We start from the raw sequence: 15837 nt of genomic DNA, 5'->3' as shown, positions 1-15837 counted from the left end.
CGGCGCGATAATGCAGCATGACCGACCCGTCCCTCCCCGCCCGCCCGCGCCCGCAATCGCTGACCGACCTGTTTGTTTCCTTTACCTTGCTGGCGCTGCAGGGCTTCGGCGGGGTGCTCGCGGTCGTGCAGCGCGAAATCGTTGAGCGCAAGCAATGGCTGACGCATGAGGAATTCCTGGAAGACTGGGCCGTCGCCCAGATCATGCCGGGGCCGAACGTGGTCAATCTGTCGATGATGATCGGCGGGCGCTATTTCGGCCTGGCCGGTGCGCTCTCGGCGCTGGCCGGCATGCTGGCCGTGCCGCTGGTGCTGGTGCTGCTGCTGGCTCTGGTCCATGCGCGCTTTGTCGATCATCCGGGCGTGGCAGGCGCACTGCGCGGCATGGCGGCGGTGTCGGCCGGCATGATCGGCGCCACCGGCCTGAAGCTGTCGCTGGCGCTGTCCAGGAACCCGATGCCGCAGCTGTGGTGCTGGGCCCTGTGCGGCACCGGCTTCGTGCTGGTGGCGCTGCTCCGGGTGCCGCTGGCGTACGTCCTGTTCGGCGTGGGCGGACTGGCCTGCTTTCTCACCTACCGGCGCCTGCGGCCATGAGCGCGCCGCAGATCGTGTTGAGCTGGAGCGACTGGTTCAGCCTGTTCGGACACTACCTGATGCTGTCGCTGATGTCGGTCGGCGGCGCGATCTCCACCACTTCCGAAATGCATCGCTATCTGGTGGAGCAGCATCATTGGCTGACCCAGGCGCAGTTCAATAACGCCATTGCGCTGGCCCAGGCCGCACCGGGGCCGAACGTGCTGTTCGTCGCGCTGATGGGCTGGCAGGTCGGCATGAACGCCGGCAGCACCGGCGCCGCATTCCTGGGCGTGACGGTGACCATGCTCGGCATTTTGATTCCCTCGACCGTGCTGACCTATTTCGCCGCACAATGGGGTCATCGCAACCGCGATTTGCGGGCCGTGCGCGCCTTCAAGCAAGGCATGGCGCCGGTCGTCATCGCCCTGCTGCTGTCGACCAGCTGGATCCTGGGCAGCGCCAGCCAGCACCTGGCCACCGACTGGCCGCTATGGCTGCTGACGGTGGCGAGCGGCCTGGTGATCTGGCGTACCAAACTGCATTTGCTGTGGATACTGGCCGGCGGCGCCATGCTCGGCTGGCTGCAACTGGTTTAGTATTGCGCGACAAGGCATACTTGCGCCATCACTCACTACGTGGACCGACCGATGCTCGAACTTTTATCAGAACACGCCTGTTTCGGCGGCGTGCAACGTTTTTATCGCCATGCCTCGACGGCAACCGGCCTGCCGATGCGCTTTTCCGCCTTCATCCCGGCCGTGCCCTCCGGCCAGACCCTGCCGGCGCTGTTTTACCTGGCCGGCCTGACCTGCACCGAAGAGACTTTTCCGACCAAGGCCGGCGCCCAGCGCACGGCGGCGCGCGAAGGCCTGATCCTGATCGCTCCGGACACGAGCCCGCGCGGCGCCAATATTGACGGCGAAACCGATGCCTGGGACTTCGGCGCCGGTGCCGGCTTTTATCTGGACGCAACCGAAGCGCCATGGAGCAAGCATTACCGCATGTTCAGCTACCTGCTCGAACTGCATGCGCTGGTGCTCGCCGAACTGCCCGTCAACGCCGCCAAGGTCGGCATTTTCGGACACTCGATGGGCGGCCACGGCGCCCTGGTCGCGGCCCTGAAACGCCCCGACCTGTTCCGTTCGGTATCAGCCTTTGCCCCGATTGCCGCGCCTACCCGCTGCCCGTGGGGCGAAAAAGCGTTCAGCGGTTACCTAGGCACAGACCGCGAGACCTGGAAGCAATACGACGCAAGCGAACTGATGCTGACCATGCAAGCGCCCTTCCCCGGCGGCATCCTGATCGACCAGGGTCTGGCCGACAAGTTCCTGGAACAGCAGCTGTACCCGGAAGCCTTTGAAGCGGCTTGCGCCAAAACGCGCCAGCCGCTCGAACTGCGCCGCCATGCCGGATACGACCACGGCTATTACTTCATTTCCACCTTCATGGACGACCATCTGCGCTTTCATCGGGCGCAGCTGGGCTAAAGGCCATTACAGCCGGCGCGCGGCCGCGCGATCGTGATCAGATCGTGCCCGCCGCCGGGCTGCTGCGTGCGGCGTTGATGCGCGACCAGGAGCGCACGCGTACCGACAGGCACAACAGCAACACACCGCTAATGAGCGCATACACGCCGATGAACGTGGCCAGCATGACCGCGCCGGCTCCGAGCGGAAACAGCAATGCGATCAGGCCGAACACGATCGACGCCACGCCGCTGAGCAGCAACAGCCACTCGCCGCGGATGAACTTGCGTACGCGGATGGCGATGACGATATCGAGCACGCCGCTGACGAGGGCATTGGCCCCCATCAGGAGGATCAAGGTCAGCAGGGTGATCGCTGGATTGAACGTGGCGAGCACGCCGACGGCCAGGCTGACCACGCCGAACAGCATCAGCATCCACCAGTGCGGATCGTCCCTGCGGTTCTTGACGGCCCCGCATATCCAGACCGCCCCGCCGAGCAGCGCAAACACGGCGAACAAGGCCGCAAGAGTGAGCAGCGTGACGGCGGGCCAGGCAATGGCAAGCACGCCGAACACAATGGCGATGGCGCCGCGCGCGGCAAGCAGCCACCAGTTCCGCAGAAGCGTTTCGTTCATGGCATCTTTCCTCCCTGCTGAATCAGACAGCGGCCGCCCGGTTTTGATCGGCGCGCACACGCCAGGCCTGTGATAGATCAATCGTGCGTCATAAAGACTGCGCAAATGCGCTGCGGCGGCATGCGCCGTGCGCGATCCGCTCCGCTTATGCGTGTGCCATCAGTATTTGACAAAAAATGTGCAACCGAAGTGCGCTTCGCCTGTCGAAGCTACATGGCTATCCACCGACAACTCAAGAACCGCGTGCATGCAGGCAAGCTTCTGGCGCTGGCACTGGCGCCGTATGCCTGCCGCCCGGATGCGCTGGTGCTTGCCTTGCCGCGCGGCGGCGTTCCGGTCGGTTTCGTCATCGCCAGGTCGGTCGGGCTTGCGCTCGACGTGCTGCTCGTTCGCAAGCTCGGCCTGCCCGGCTACGAAGAATTCGCCATGGGCGCGATCGCCAGCGGCGGCGTGCGCGTGCTCAACATGGAAGCCATCCGCGAACACCGCATCGGCCGCGAACAGATCGATGACGCATGCGCGCGCGAAGCGCGCGAGATTGTGCGGCGCGAGCGCCAGTACCGGGGCGGGCGCGCCGAGCCCGAGCTCGCGGGCCGCAGCGCCATCCTCGTCGATGACGGCCTGGCCACCGGCTCGACCATGTGCGCGGCCGTGCGCGCGGCACGCGAGCGCGGGGCCGCGCGCATCGTTGTCGCGGTACCGGTTGGCGCGCCGGACAGCTGCGCCGCGCTTGCCCCGCAGGTTGACGAACTGGTCTGCCTGAGCCAGCCGGCGAACTTCGGCGCGGTCGGCCGGTGGTACCGGGAATTCGAGCAAACCGGTGACGAGGAAGTGCAGGACCTGCTGGCCATCGCCTGGCGCGATCAGGCGCGCGCATACCATTCATCCACCAATGCAAGCGAACGGAGACAATCATGAAACACATGCCCAAACACGATCTTCACCTCGGTAAATGGCTGGGCGGGGCTGCGCTCGGCGCGCTCGCCATGTACATGATGGACCCGGATCGGGGCGGCTTGCGACGCGCCCGGTCCGGCGAACGGCTGCGCGAGCTGGGCCACCAGAGCAGCGACATGCTCGGAAAAGTCGTGCACGACGTGGGCGAGCGCATCGGCGCCAACGCATCCGCTTCAGACCTGCTGGCGTCCGCTGGCCGGCAGGCGGCGGACGTCGCGGAGCGTCGCTCATCGCCGCTACGGTCGCTGTGGTCTTCATCGCCACGCAGTGCCGCCATGATGGGCGGCGGCACCCTTGGCCTGGCCAGCATGATGACCCGGCGCATGCCGCTCGCCGCGCTCATGGGCGTCGCTGGCGTGGCATTGCTGATGCGCTCCGTCAACAACGGCGCCCTGCCCGGGCTGGCCCGGCACCAGGGCCGGGGCGACACCACGGAGATCGAAAAAACCATCCGCATTGACGCCGCGCCCGAGCAGGTGTACGACCTGTGGGTCAACTACGAGAACTTCCCGCGCTTCATGGCTAACGTGATCGAGGTGCGCGACCTCGGCAACCGCCGCTCGCACTGGGTCGTCAAGGGACCGGCTGGCAGCGAATTCAGCTTCGATGCCGTGTTGACCGAGCAGGTCCGCCCGCGCCGGCTGGCGTGGCGCAGCGAACCGGGGGCGGAAGTCGAGCAATCGGGATCGGTGCGCTTTGAACCGTCGCATGGCGGCACGCTGGCCACGGTCAAGCTGTCCTACCGCCCTCCGGCCGGCGTTGTGGGCGAAGCGGTAGCGACACTGTTCGGCGCCGACCCGAAACACGAACTTGAGGAAGACCTCGTGCGCATGAAAAACCTGCTTGAGGGCGCGCCGCCCCAGAAGGGCGAACAAACGAGCGAAAACAAGATGTTTCAATAGTGCGGGAGACGGCTGAACTACTCCACCAAGGCGGATAGCGGCTGAGGTATTCCGCTAACGCGGGTGGCAGCCGATCTATCAGTGCGGTTAGCGGCGAAACTTTTCCATTCACGCGAGTGGCGGCCTACCGGTGTGCCACACCACCGTCGGCAGGTACCGCTTGCGCGTTCACGTCCGGCTGCGGTGAGGGGCTGCATCGTGACCGACGTTCAACATCGAAGCGCGAGGCGCAAAAGGGCAAGAACAGATGAAAGAGGACAACGGCGCCCGGAATGCAGCGCCATTCCCGGGAAAAACCAGCCTTGATCGTTTAACGCTGCGCACCCGACAATTGATCAGGATCGCGCGCGCCAAACCCGGCCAGGATGGCCGATGCGCGCGCCGCTGTTGCGGGGTCGGCGGCGGCGACCATCAGCATGCATTGCCCACGTTGCACGGGCGTTGCATAGTTGCGCTCGTAGACATGCTCCTCGCTTTCGATCGCCGTATTTCCCACCAAAAAATTGCCTTCAACCGGCCCCGCTTCGTCGTTATGCACCTTGAGCTCAAGTGCATCCGAACCGAAGCCGTCGGCGAGCAAGGCAGCGCGTGCCTGCTCCGCCTTCTCGAACTCATCAAACACTCCCAATACCGCATGATTGATCATTCCGCTCCCCTTCGCTTGGCTGTTCATCGGAAGAATTCGACCGGCGCGGGGCCGAACAGTTCAGTGCAGGCCCGCCACCGGCGCTTCAGCCCTCGCCGCCACCGGCCCCGGCACGCTGGCGGCGCCGCCCAGCGAGCCAACCAGCAGATTGAGTTCCTCGTCAACGATAAAGCCGGCGGCCGACGAGACCGTCAGCAGAATATCGGGCGCCATCGACGACGCAATCACAAACCCTTGCACATAATCCACCCCGATATCGGCCAGCGTTTGCACGGTGGCGCCGTCCTCGGCCCATTCGGCAATCGTCTTCATGCCCAGGTTAACCGCCAGCTTCACGATGGCTTCGACAATAGCCACGTCGGCCGGATGCGCATTCATGTTGACGATAAAATTGCCGTCGATCTTGAGTATGTCCGCCGGCAATTCCTTGAGGTAAGAGAAGGAAGTATAGCCCGCGCCGAAATCGTCGAGCGCCACCTTGACGCCGAAGTTGCGCACCTGGTCGATGAAGCGTCGCGTGTTGTTCAGGTCGTGCAAGGCGACGCTTTCGGTGATCTCCATGCACAGCCGGCTGGCCGCGTCGCGGTGACGGCGCAGAATGTCGATGGTGTCCTGGATGAAGCGTTCGTCGTTAAGCGAGGCGCCGGACAGGTTCATGCACACGAACTGGGTATTGACCAGCATGTCGGCGTGGCGCTCGATCCAGCTCAGCGTGGTCGAGAGCACCCAGCGGTCGATCACGCCCATGCGCCCGCTCTTTTCGGCCGCTGCGATGATCGGCCCGGCGGCCAGCAGGCTGCCGTCCGCTTCGCGCATGCGCAGCAAGACCTCGAAGTTCATCGAGTCGTACGGCATTTTCAGCGACATGATCGGCTGCATTTCGAGCACCATGCAGGCCGTCACATCGTTGGCCGAGAGGCGCTCGACCAGGTCCAGCTCGGCCGTGCGTTCGTTAAAGGCGGTGGAATCGCGCTCGTACACGACCAGCCCATCGCGGTGCCCGGTCTTGGCTTCGCGGCAGGCGCGGTCGGCGGTCGACACGGCATCCTTCATCTGCATGCCGGGCTGCACTTCGATCAGCCCGATCGAGCCGCGCACGTGGAACGCCTTGTCGCCGACGCGGTATGGGGTGTTGCCGATGCGCCCGACCAGGCAGCGGCAAATCAGCGCCGCCACCCGGATCGACGTTTCCGGCATGATGATCACGAATTCGTCGCCGCCCACGCGGCCGATCTGCTGTTCCCCGCTGAGTACGGCGCCAATCCGTTCGCACACTTGCTTGAGGACTTCATCGCCGGCACTGTGGCCGAACAGGTCGTTGATCAGCTTGAAACGGTCCAGGTCGAGATAGGCCAAGGTCAGCGGTTTCATCGACGCTTTCTCGAACACGCGCTCGATGCCGCGCCGGTTGAAGACCTTGGTCAGCGCATCGTTATTGGCCATGAAGCGCAATTGCTCGGTGGCCTTGTGCTGCTCGGTCGTATCCTGCAACACGCCTTCGATCTTGCCGCGCGCCAGGGTCGCGCGGACCACGAAGCAATGCGAGCCGTCGCGGTTTTCGATGCGCAGTTCGGCATCGGCCTGATCCTGCACCAGTGCGAACAAGGTGCCCCAGACGCCATCGGCGAAAAAATGCTGGAAATTCATGCCGCCAGTGACGGGGCCGTCCGCGCCGACCATCCGCTGCAAGGCCGGGTTGGCGCTGAGAAACTTCCCCTCCAGGTCCAGGGTGAACAGTCCGACCGGCATCGCCTCATAGGCGTGCTGCAGTTCGGCCTGCGCCGCGATGCGCTGCTCGGTTTCCTGGCGCATCTGTTCGGCCACCGCCAGCGCCGCCAGCAGGCTGGATGCGAGCGCGGCCGTGACACTGTTGACCATGCCGGCCAGGTCGCGAATACCGAGCGCGGCCGCGATGACTTCCACCAGCCCGGCCATCATCGTGACCGCGAACGACGCGGCGAACCAGAACGCCACCCGCGTGTGCGACCGGGACTGCGATGGCGATTGCGACATCAGGCTGGCCAGCCCGAGCGTCATCAACACCAGTCCGTAGGCAACAAAGCCCCACATCACCGGCAGGAATATGTGGTACGGCAAGAGCACCGATAGCGCCAGCAGCGGCAGGCAGCACCATTCGGCGAAACGCAGCGGCGCACGGTAGCGCGTGGCCGCCAGACGTTCGCGGAACAGGGTCTGGTACAAGGTCAGGGTCGAGACTGCATACAGGGCAATCGTCAGCGCCCGCGACGGCAGCAGCCAGCGCTCCGGCACGATCTGGCCCAGCCACTGGATATCCCAGCCGGCCGAGAGCGCCCCCATGCGCAGGTTCAGGATCAGCCAGCCGGCCAGCAGCACGTACAGGGCCTGGCGGTTGATCAGGGCCGTGGTCAGCACGAACAAGGTCAGTACGATCATGCCGCCGTCGAGCAGGCCGGACTTGCGGTGGTACTGCTGCACCGCCACGGCGAGTTCGCCAGCCTGCCATTGCGTGGCCGACAGGCGTGCCGGGCCGATGAGCACGCTGCGGCACAGCAGGCGCGCCGGCACGTCCGCCTGCGATGGCCCCGGCTGTGTCTGTGGAAGTGCCTGTCCTTGCGCGGGCGGCGGCGCCAGGGTCAGCGCAAACCCCGCCATCAGCGGCGCCATCGCACCTGTCGAGACAGCGCGGGTGGAACTTCCCAGCGGGAGCAAAGTGTCGCTGTCCCAACAAGCAATCTCGACCATATGACGCGAAGGAAATTCGATCACGGTACCGGCCTGCGCAGCGGGCGCCATGCTGAACCAGAGCGGATCGGGCGACATGCGCGTTTCGCGGTAGACAACTTCCGGCAGTCCGGCCAGTTGCGTGCGCATCTGTGCGGGCGTGACCTCACTCCCGTCGTGCGACATGACCTGGAACGCCAGCGGCTGGCCGGCGGTTGCCCGGTATTGGTTGCTCCAGAACGCGAGCGCCACGATCGAGAGCAGCGCAATGCCCAGCGGAACGAGATAAAAGGAGAGCAGGCGTAACAACGCTTCGAGAGCGTGCTGAACGCTGTCGGGCAGCATGCGGGACGAAAAAGTCGACGTTGACATGAGCGGCATCCGGCTACACAACTGGGCGCCGCCATTCGTTGCTGTTAGGCGGCAATCATGTCAAAGCATACATCGTAACTGTCACGCCGTCCCGCTTGATTTCCTACGCGGCGAGCCCAACAACAACAGCGCCCGACGCCTGCTGACCGCGCGGCAAGCCATGTTTCCAAGCAGCAGGCGCCTGGCGGCCGAGATCGATATCCGGATGGCGCGTGTTGCAAAAGAAATCGAGCAAGGGATGGCGCGCCGCTTCCCAGCGTTCCTGGCCGCTGGCGATGTCGAAGTACATGATGCGATGCGGCAGGTTGCCCACATGGCGCAGGGTCACTGGGTCGCGGCTGGCAAACACATCGGTGAACAGCAGTTGCTCGTACTGGCGGTCGACCGGCGCGCGGCCGCTGACCACGGCCGTGTCCACCCCGCTCTGTTCGCAATGCTCGAAGCACGCCTTGATCAGGGCCAGCTTGACCTGGCGTCCGATGCGTCCTTCCACGATGCCGAGCCGGGTCACCTCGGCCAGGCGCTGGGTGGCCAGCCACAGCGGCAGATCGACGGACGTTTCCAGATGCAGCGGCTGGCGAAAGTTGGTCTGGATGCGCGTGCTGCCGAGCGCGCTGCCATCGGCCTTCGATTCGGCCAGCAGGATCACGGTGTCGCCATCGTAGTCGGCCGCTTCGGGCTGTTCCAGCGAGCGCGCGAAATCCGGCAGGTGGCGGGCGTAGGCAGCGTGACGCACGGCCACGGCCTTGCGCAGGTCGGCCTCGGTGCGTACCGGCCGCACGGTAAAGGGCAGCAATTCGATGGCGACCGGGGCACCTACCCCGGCGCGGCTGAAGACTGGATTGGCTGCCGGCTGACGGGTATTGTTGAAAACGATATTGGCCATGGTCGTGCTCCTCATTCTTGTGGGAATCGATTGATTCTCTAAGGCAATTATCAGAGTTATCATCGGATTCAAAGCTGGAAGAAGAGCCATCTTTACATCACTGTTTACGAGAAGCATTGCCTCAAATCAACATGCAACTGGTCGTTCAAGCCCGACGCCCTGTATACTCTGGCCCTTTCAAGCCAAAACAGGACGTTTCCTATGAGCGCACTTCCACCCTGCCCTAAATGCAATTCAGAATTTACTTACGAAGATGGCAGCAATCTGGTGTGCCCGGAGTGTGCCCACGAATGGAGCGCTCAGGAAGGTGCAACGGCGGCCGATGACGGCCCCAAGGTTTATCGGGATGCGGCGGGAAATGTGTTGCAGGACGGCGACACGGTCACCGTGATCAAGGATTTGAAGCTCAAGGGATCAGGCGGCACCGTCAAGATGGGCACCAAGGTCAAGAATATCCGCCTGGTCGACAGCGACCACGACATCGACTGCAAGATCGACGGTTTCGGCGCCATGAGCCTGAAGTCGGAGTTCGTCAAGAAAGTATAGTGCCGGCAAGCGCCAGACGAAGCAATGTCAAACCGCCGCCCTGTCAGGTTGGCGGACATGGCGGCATCGGGGATTGTCTAGTCGCCGTCGAGGTTGCTGACATCATCGAGACCGGCGAGATCGCGATCATCGCCATATTCGTCGCTGCGGCGCCGCCTTCCGTACCAGATCAGCAAGATGCCGATCAGAACCAGCAGCGCACCGCCAGCTTGCCACTCCCACCCCGGCCGGTCGAAGGTCATCAGCAACATCATCAGGCCTGCGATAACGCTCAGGAGCCCGGTCCAGCCCAGAAAATCATCTTTACTCATGCGGCGCTCATCATTCAAAACAAAGATATACGGCAGGAACACCTCGCCCACATTGTCACGTCGCGCTTTCAGAAAAACAGTAGCAGGAACGGGGCAGCGAGATCAGCGCCAGCAAAAAGAAAAACTTGGCAAAAGCGGGCTTAGCCCGGATATTTCGTGAGTAGAGGTCGGCGATCCCGTGCCGAAGCGCGTTGTTACTGGTATCTGACGCCAATCACAACCGGGGACCGCCGATGCCAAATTGTACCAATGAACCGATCAAGTTGGGGAGGGTTGGACGGCGCGTCGTTGAGGCGTCATTCGACGGCGGCGACATCGTCAGCGACGGCGGGGTTCTGCTGCTGCGCCAAGTGGATCAGCGCATCGGCTTAAGCAAAGCGATTGCGCGCGTATTCGAGGATCGACGCCGTCGTGCCAGCGTTTCGCACAGCATGCGCGACTTGCTCGCGCAGCGCGTGTACGGCCTGTGCTGTGGCTGGGAGGACGTCTGTGACCACAATGTGCTGCGCCGCGACTTGGCCATGCAAACGGCAGTGGGCCGGGCCGATGACTTGGCCTCGGCGCCGACGCTGAGCCGGCTTGAAACGTCCTCCACGCGCGCGCAGGCGGCCGCCCTGCATGGCGTTCTGCTCGATCAGTTCATCGCCAGCAAAGCTAAGCGGCCCAAGGAACTGGTGCTCGACATCGATGCCACCCACATGCCGCTGCATGGAGAGCAAGAGAAGTCCCACTTCCACCGCTACTACGACAATTACTGTTACTTGCCGCTGTACGTCTTCTGTGGCCAGGATATCCTCGCCTGCGTCTTGCGGCCCAGCAGCCGCGATCCGGCCGGTATCCTCAGCGCATTAATCAAATTGATCTCCCGGCGCTTGCGCCAGGCTTGGCCACGCATCCGCATCATCGTGCGCGGCGATTCCGGGTTCTGCCGTCATCAAGCTCTGCGCCGCTTCGAGAAATGGGGGCTGCACTATATCGTCGGCTTGCAAAAGAACTCAGCGTTGCTGCAACGAGTAGAGTTGGCCGAACTGGCACTGGCCGAGATGTATCAGAAGGCCGGTTCCAAGCAGCGCATGATTGGAGAATTCACTTATGCGGCGGGGACGTGGGATCGGCAACGGCGCGTCATCGCGCGGCTGGAACACGATGCGCGCGGCGCCAACCCGCGTTTCATCGTCACCAACCTGACTGGGGGTCCCAAGGCACTGTACGAACGCGTGTATTGCGCCCGTGGCGAAGCAGAGAACCGTATCAAGGAGGCGCAGCTCGATTTGTTCGGACGCCGTGCGAGCTGCCATAAATTCCAGGCCAACCAACTGCGGCTGCTACTGGCAGCGTTCGCCTATACCCTGATGATCAATTTGCGCCGCCTGGCTTTGGTTGGCACGGAACTGGCACGCGCCTGCACGGCGACGATCCGCATCAAACTGCTCAAGATCGGCGCGGCCGTCGTGCGCAACACGCGGCGCGTGCGCGTCATGCTCGCATCCCAACATCCACTCAAGCACGTCTTCCTCACTGCCGCCCGCGCGCTGGCACCATAAGCCCGCCAAGTGCTGTCCCCGGCACGCTATAAAGCAACGGGGGTAGGGGGAGTTACGTCTGCAATCAGGCCGCGCGGCAGAACCGACACCAGGAAGCGAGCAATCAACATGCCGCAGCCATGTTCGGCGCACCCCGGCCCTCAGATTGGCAGACTCATGAAATATCCGGGTTAGAGCTCGAAATGCACCGCTGTTAATCCCCGTTCATGACATCGGCGATATCGTCATCGATGCGGTAGCCGAGGCAATCATAATATCCGCAGTCGCTACGTCGGCGGCGATTGCAGCGGTAAATCAACAGGATGCCGCTCGTTATCAGCACCGCGCCGCCCGCTTGCCACATCCATCCAGGACGGTCGAACGTCATCAGCACGATGAGCAGGCCGGCGATACTGATCAGATAACCGGACCATTCCATGATGGCGACCTTGTTCATGCGACGCTCAGCATCAGGATCAAGCCGATATACAGCAGGAATACCACGCCCGCGATGCACAACAGCGCCAGGGTGCGCCAGAAAGCTTCGCCGCGGCTGAGCGCATAGGCGCCGCGCAGTTGCAGAAACATATGCACCGGCGGCAGGCACACCACCACCGCCCCGGCCAGCGTGCCGAAGCCGGCATGGCCGATCGCGAACACCAGCGCGAACATGAGCGACATGAACGACAGTGAGTACAGGGAAAATACCGCGTGGTCATACATTGTCACGCCGCGCCGCCAGAAAAACAGCAGCCACAGGAAGGGCAGCGAGATCGGCACCAGCAAGAAGGAAAACTTGGCGCCGCTGCTCTTGAGTTTATACAAAGTCAATTCGGGATTGTCGGCCGCATGCTTGACGGCGGCATTGACCGCCGGCCAGCCGGTTTCCACCGACAACTTGTTCGACCCGAGCGTAATGCCGCCTTTACTGGCGATGACGCCGGTTTTATCGAATTCCTTCAGCACATTCTCGGCAACAAACAGCTCGGCCTTGGCTTCCGCCAGCGCCTCCTTGTCCGGCCGGTTGGCCTCTGCAGTACGCAGCGTCACCTGCGATGTCTCCACATCGCGCACCAACCCGGCGCGCGTTTGTGCGGTCGCTTCCGGCGAGCCGGACCGGTTCACACCCGACTTGCCACCTGTCAGCGACGCAACGAAGAACAGAAAAAACACGAGGAAAAGGAACAAGGCCAGCGGCGACACAAACCGGGTGCGCTGGCCATCGATGTAGCGCCGCGTGAGCTGGCCCGGCCGGGCGACCAGCATCGGAAGGGTGCGCCAGCCCTTGGCGTCGAAATGCAGGATGCCGTGCAGCACCTCTTCACCCAGGTGCAGCAGCGACTTGTGAACGTGCGCGTGCTGCCCGCACTGATGGCAAAACGCGCCCGCCAACGTCGCGTTGCAATTGGCGCAGCTCGTCGCGTGTTCGTGAGCACCGTGCGCGGGCATGTGCACGCCATCGACCTCGCGCGCCACCAACGGCGCTGCGGCCAATCCCCCCGCCGCTTCCAGTTCCATCGCCATCGTTGTGTTCCCGCAGATAAGATTGTTTTATGCGGGCAATAATATCATTCTCATCATAGCGTCGGACAACAATTTCAGGCAGCTTCGCGTGCCCGGGTCTGTATTAGCAACACTTTGATTTCCGGCACACAGGAACCGCAGTTGCCGCCGGCTTTCAGGCAGGCCGTCACTTCCGGCACCGTCTTCAGGTCGTGAGTGACGATGGCATCGCAAATTGTGTTGCGGCCCACCCCGAAGCAGGAACAGACGGTCGGCCCGGTGTCGGCGCGCATGCCCAGCGCCTGCCCGGCCAGCAGGCCGGCGCGGTCGAGCTGCGTCAGGGACTCGCTGGCGAACAGGCTGGCCAGCCAGGCGCGCGCCGGCAGGTCGGTACGCGGCGACAGGAAGATGCACTGTTCGATGCGCTCTCCCACCACGTGCACGGCGCGGTACACCCCATCGCTGGCGTCCTCGTAGTCGAGCCAGTCTGCGTCATCGGTGACGCCGAGCAGCGCACGGGCCCATGCGGCACGGTCGCGCAACTGGCCGCGCCCCGCCATCTCGTAGCGCGCAAAGCCGCGTCCCTGCACCCGCGTCCAGTGCGCGACCTGATCGAGCGCCAGTTCGCTGCGGCTGAGGACAAACGCATGCCACGCCACCCCGAAGCGCTCCACCTGCACCGGCGTGTGCTTGAATTCCGGCTCGCCCGACACCGGATCGACCACCGGATTGACCACGGTGCCAACGCGCGCGTCGGACGCCGTCTGGCCGTTCCAGTGAATCGGCACGAACACCGACCCGCGCGCGATGCCGCCGCCGTGCTGCACGCGCGCCACCATGGCGCCCCATTGGCTCGATACGCGCGCCAGCTCTCCTTCGCGCACGCCGTACAGCAGCGCGTCTTGCGGATGCATGTCGATGAAAGCTTCGGCCGTGTGATCGGCCAGGCGCGGGGCGCGGCCGGTGCGGCTCATGGTGTGCCACTGGTCGCGCACGCGCCCCGTATTGAGCACCAGCGGATACTCGGGATCGACCGGGTTGGCCGGTGCGCGCGGCGCCGTGGCGATGAAGCGCGCCTTGCCGTCGGCGTGCGCAAAGCGGCGGTCCGCGAACAGGCGCGCACTGCCTTCCAGGGCGCCCTCGGCGCCGCGCCGCACCGGCCACTGCACCGATTCGAGCTTGTCGTATTCCGGCGCCTGCAGGCCGCACAGGCCGGACAGATTGAACACGCGCCGCTGCGCGCCTTCGTTGCGGAACACGGTCAGGCGCGCATGTTCGTCGAATACCTCGTGGGCGCTGGCGAAATCGAAACCGTCGAAGCCCAGCCGCCGCGCCACGTCCGCCAGGATGCGCCAGTCGGCACGCGCTTCGCCCGGCGCCGGCAGGAACGCGCGCTGGCGCGAAATCAGGCGCTCCGAATTGGTGACCGTGCCATCTTTCTCGCCCCAGCCCAGTGCCGGCAGCAGCACGTCGGCAAAGGCATTCGTGTCGGTGCTGGCGATAATGTCGGACACCACCACCAGCTCGCATTTTTCCAGCGCGCGCTGCACCTGGTTCGCGTCCGGCATGCTCACCATCGGATTGGTGGCGATGACCCACACCGCCTTGACGGTGCCCGCTTCGATCGCCTTGAACAGGTCGACCGCCTTGAGGCCGCCCTTGGCCGCGATGCGCGGCGACGACCAGAAGGTTTGCACCGTGTCGCGGTGCTGCGGATTGTCCAGGTCCATGTGCGCGGCCAGCATGTTGGCCAGGCCGCCCACTTCGCGCCCGCCCATCGCATTCGGCTGGCCGGTGATCGAAAACGGCCCCATGCCCGGCTGGCCGATGCGGCCCGTGAGCAGGTGGCAGTTGATGATGCTGTTGACTTTATCGGTGCCCGCCGACGACTGGTTCACGCCTTGCGAGAATGCCGTGATGACTTTCGTGGTCGCCGCGAAGCCGCCATAAAAGGCCATCAGGTCGTCGGGATCGATGCGGCAGTGGCGCGCCACCGCCAGTGGATCGGCGCAATCGACCTGCGCCGCATCGAGCGCCTGTTGCAGGCCGTTGGTGTGGGCCTCGATAAAGGCGGCGTCCTGCACGCCGGTGCGCGCCAGATAGCTGAGCAAGCCGTTGAACAGCCACACATCGGTGCCGGGTTTGACCGGCAGGTGCAGGTCGGCCAGCTCGCAGGTGGCGGTGCGGCGCGGATCGATAACGACGATCCGCACTTCCGGGCGCGCTTCCTTGAGACGCGCGATGCGCTGAAACAGGATCGGATGACACCATGCCGTGTTCGAGCCGACCAGCACCACCATGTCGGCCAGGTCGAAGTCTTCGTAGCAGCCCGGCACCAGGTCGGCTCCGAAGGCCCGCTTGTGGCCCGCCACGGCCGACGACATGCACAGGCGCGAATTGGTGTCGATGTTGGCGCTGCCGATATACCCTTTCATCAGCTTGTTGGCCACGTAGTAGTCTTCGGTCAGCAGCTGACCGGACACGTACAGCGCCACCGCATCGGGTCCGTGTTCGTCGATGATGGCGCGCAGGCCGCCGGCGACGCGCTCCAGCGCTTCGTCCCACGATGCCTGGCGCAGCACGCCGTCTTCGCGCACAGCCGGATGCAGCAGGCGGCCTTCAAGACCGATGGTTTCGCCCAGCGCCGCCCCCTTCACGCACAGGCGGCCCCGGTTGGCCGGATGGCTGGCGTCGCCCGCGATGGCGATGGCGCCGTCGGGCAAGGGCGTGGCAGTCACGCCGCAGCCCACGCCGCAATAAGGACAGGTGCTGCGCACCGCGAGTGGTATAGGTGAAAGGTTCAATTCAGG

Annotated in this window: 15 protein-coding genes; 7 read left to right on the top strand and 8 right to left on the bottom strand. The window is 64.1% G+C overall.

The window, feature by feature from the left end:
- Window positions 1-17 precede the first annotated feature (17 nt).
- The 3 genes from CR152_RS20445 to fghA are packed head-to-tail and all read left to right on the top strand — an operon-like array spanning window position 18 to window position 2062.
- Window positions 18-593 carry a chromate transporter gene (locus tag CR152_RS20445; protein WP_099877817.1) on the top strand — a complete coding sequence of 192 codons (576 nt, stop codon included), beginning with the start codon at window positions 18-20 and terminating at the stop codon, window positions 591-593.
- A complete protein-coding gene (locus tag CR152_RS20440) occupies window positions 590-1171 on the top strand; it encodes a chromate transporter (RefSeq protein ID WP_099877814.1) in 582 nt (193 codons plus the stop codon). Before CR152_RS20445 ends, CR152_RS20440 begins: the two co-directional genes overlap by 4 nt.
- Before the next feature lie 51 nt (window positions 1172-1222).
- The gene (fghA, locus tag CR152_RS20435; protein WP_099877811.1) at window positions 1223-2062 is read left to right on the top strand and encodes an S-formylglutathione hydrolase; all 840 of its coding nucleotides are present in this window, start codon (window positions 1223-1225) and stop codon (window positions 2060-2062) included.
- Between the two features lie 37 nt (window positions 2063-2099).
- On the opposite strand, the gene CR152_RS20430 is transcribed toward fghA, so the two are convergent.
- Window positions 2100-2678: an HdeD family acid-resistance protein gene (locus CR152_RS20430; RefSeq protein ID WP_099877808.1), complete on the bottom strand. Its 579-nt coding sequence runs from the start codon at window positions 2676-2678 to the stop codon at window positions 2100-2102.
- A 213-nt stretch (window positions 2679-2891) separates the two neighbouring features.
- Between CR152_RS20430 and CR152_RS20425 the strand changes: the two genes are divergently transcribed.
- Window positions 2892-3596, top strand: a complete 705-nt coding sequence (locus CR152_RS20425) for a phosphoribosyltransferase (protein WP_099877805.1) — start codon at window positions 2892-2894, stop codon at window positions 3594-3596.
- Window positions 3593-4537: an SRPBCC family protein gene (locus tag CR152_RS20420; protein ID WP_099877802.1), complete on the top strand. Its 945-nt coding sequence runs from the start codon at window positions 3593-3595 to the stop codon at window positions 4535-4537. The genes CR152_RS20425 and CR152_RS20420 overlap by 4 nt, the downstream gene beginning before the upstream one ends.
- Before the next feature lie 310 nt (window positions 4538-4847).
- On the opposite strand, the gene CR152_RS20415 is transcribed toward CR152_RS20420, so the two are convergent.
- The 3 genes from CR152_RS20415 to CR152_RS20405 all read right to left on the bottom strand — a co-directional run bounded on the left by CR152_RS20415 (window position 4848) and on the right by CR152_RS20405 (window position 9144).
- Window positions 4848-5183 (bottom strand): hypothetical protein, encoded by a 336-nt coding sequence (locus CR152_RS20415; RefSeq protein ID WP_099877798.1) that lies wholly within the window; start codon window positions 5181-5183, stop codon window positions 4848-4850.
- A 60-nt stretch (window positions 5184-5243) separates the two neighbouring features.
- Window positions 5244-8258 (bottom strand): putative bifunctional diguanylate cyclase/phosphodiesterase, encoded by a 3015-nt coding sequence (locus tag CR152_RS20410; RefSeq protein ID WP_229413478.1) that lies wholly within the window; start codon window positions 8256-8258, stop codon window positions 5244-5246.
- Between the two features lie 103 nt (window positions 8259-8361).
- Entirely contained in the window at window positions 8362-9144 is a 783-nt protein-coding gene (locus CR152_RS20405) for a hypothetical protein (protein WP_099877793.1), read from the bottom strand.
- Between the two features lie 201 nt (window positions 9145-9345).
- On the opposite strand from CR152_RS20405, the gene CR152_RS20400 reads away from it, so the two are divergent.
- The gene (locus CR152_RS20400) at window positions 9346-9690 is read left to right on the top strand and encodes a zinc ribbon domain-containing protein YjdM (RefSeq protein ID WP_099877789.1); all 345 of its coding nucleotides are present in this window, start codon (window positions 9346-9348) and stop codon (window positions 9688-9690) included.
- 77 nt (window positions 9691-9767) lie between these two features.
- Here the strand turns inward: CR152_RS20400 and CR152_RS20395 are convergent, their stop codons facing one another.
- The gene (locus CR152_RS20395; protein WP_099877786.1) at window positions 9768-10052 is read right to left on the bottom strand and encodes a hypothetical protein; all 285 of its coding nucleotides are present in this window, start codon (window positions 10050-10052) and stop codon (window positions 9768-9770) included.
- A 182-nt stretch (window positions 10053-10234) separates the two neighbouring features.
- On the opposite strand from CR152_RS20395, the gene CR152_RS20390 reads away from it, so the two are divergent.
- Window positions 10235-11545, top strand: coding sequence for an IS1380 family transposase (locus CR152_RS20390; protein WP_099875410.1), 1311 nt, complete (start codon window positions 10235-10237; stop codon window positions 11543-11545).
- A gap of 193 nt (window positions 11546-11738) precedes the next feature.
- Here the strand turns inward: CR152_RS20390 and CR152_RS20385 are convergent, their stop codons facing one another.
- From CR152_RS20385 to CR152_RS20375, 3 genes are all read right to left on the bottom strand, one after another.
- Window positions 11739-11981, bottom strand: a complete 243-nt coding sequence (locus CR152_RS20385) for a hypothetical protein (RefSeq protein WP_099877783.1) — start codon at window positions 11979-11981, stop codon at window positions 11739-11741.
- Window positions 11978-13048: a DUF3667 domain-containing protein gene (locus tag CR152_RS20380; RefSeq protein ID WP_099877780.1), complete on the bottom strand. Its 1071-nt coding sequence runs from the start codon at window positions 13046-13048 to the stop codon at window positions 11978-11980. The genes CR152_RS20385 and CR152_RS20380 overlap by 4 nt, the downstream gene beginning before the upstream one ends.
- Window positions 13049-13122: 74 nt before the next feature.
- Window positions 13123-15831: a nitrate reductase gene (locus CR152_RS20375; RefSeq protein ID WP_099877777.1), complete on the bottom strand. Its 2709-nt coding sequence runs from the start codon at window positions 15829-15831 to the stop codon at window positions 13123-13125.
- Between the last annotated feature and the right edge of the window lie 6 nt (window positions 15832-15837).

Origin of the sequence: Massilia violaceinigra (assembly GCF_002752675.1) — a bacterium.
Classification (GTDB): Bacteria; Pseudomonadota; Gammaproteobacteria; order Burkholderiales; family Burkholderiaceae_D; genus Telluria_A; species Telluria_A violaceinigra.
Note: the sequence above shows the minus strand (reverse complement) of the source record. Positions and strands in the feature narration are given on the sequence as shown.

What these genes read in the sequence shown, in the direction of transcription:
- CR152_RS20445 (WP_099877817.1), top strand. Translation starts at nt 18, where the DNA reads ATGACCGACCCGTCCCTCCCCGCCCGCCCGCGCCCGCAATCGCTGACC.
- CR152_RS20440 (WP_099877814.1), top strand. Translation starts at nt 590, where the DNA reads ATGAGCGCGCCGCAGATCGTGTTGAGCTGGAGCGACTGGTTCAGCCTG.
- fghA (WP_099877811.1), top strand. Translation starts at nt 1,223, where the DNA reads ATGCTCGAACTTTTATCAGAACACGCCTGTTTCGGCGGCGTGCAACGT.
- CR152_RS20430 (WP_099877808.1), bottom strand. Translation starts at nt 2,678, where the DNA reads ATGAACGAAACGCTTCTGCGGAACTGGTGGCTGCTTGCCGCGCGCGGC.
- CR152_RS20425 (WP_099877805.1), top strand. Translation starts at nt 2,892, where the DNA reads ATGGCTATCCACCGACAACTCAAGAACCGCGTGCATGCAGGCAAGCTT.
- CR152_RS20420 (WP_099877802.1), top strand. Translation starts at nt 3,593, where the DNA reads ATGAAACACATGCCCAAACACGATCTTCACCTCGGTAAATGGCTGGGC.
- CR152_RS20415 (WP_099877798.1), bottom strand. Translation starts at nt 5,183, where the DNA reads ATGATCAATCATGCGGTATTGGGAGTGTTTGATGAGTTCGAGAAGGCG.
- CR152_RS20410 (WP_229413478.1), bottom strand. Translation starts at nt 8,258, where the DNA reads ATGTCAACGTCGACTTTTTCGTCCCGCATGCTGCCCGACAGCGTTCAG.
- CR152_RS20405 (WP_099877793.1), bottom strand. Translation starts at nt 9,144, where the DNA reads ATGGCCAATATCGTTTTCAACAATACCCGTCAGCCGGCAGCCAATCCA.
- CR152_RS20400 (WP_099877789.1), top strand. Translation starts at nt 9,346, where the DNA reads ATGAGCGCACTTCCACCCTGCCCTAAATGCAATTCAGAATTTACTTAC.
- CR152_RS20390 (WP_099875410.1), top strand. Translation starts at nt 10,235, where the DNA reads ATGCCAAATTGTACCAATGAACCGATCAAGTTGGGGAGGGTTGGACGG.
- CR152_RS20385 (WP_099877783.1), bottom strand. Translation starts at nt 11,981, where the DNA reads ATGAACAAGGTCGCCATCATGGAATGGTCCGGTTATCTGATCAGTATC.
- CR152_RS20380 (WP_099877780.1), bottom strand. Translation starts at nt 13,048, where the DNA reads ATGGCGATGGAACTGGAAGCGGCGGGGGGATTGGCCGCAGCGCCGTTG.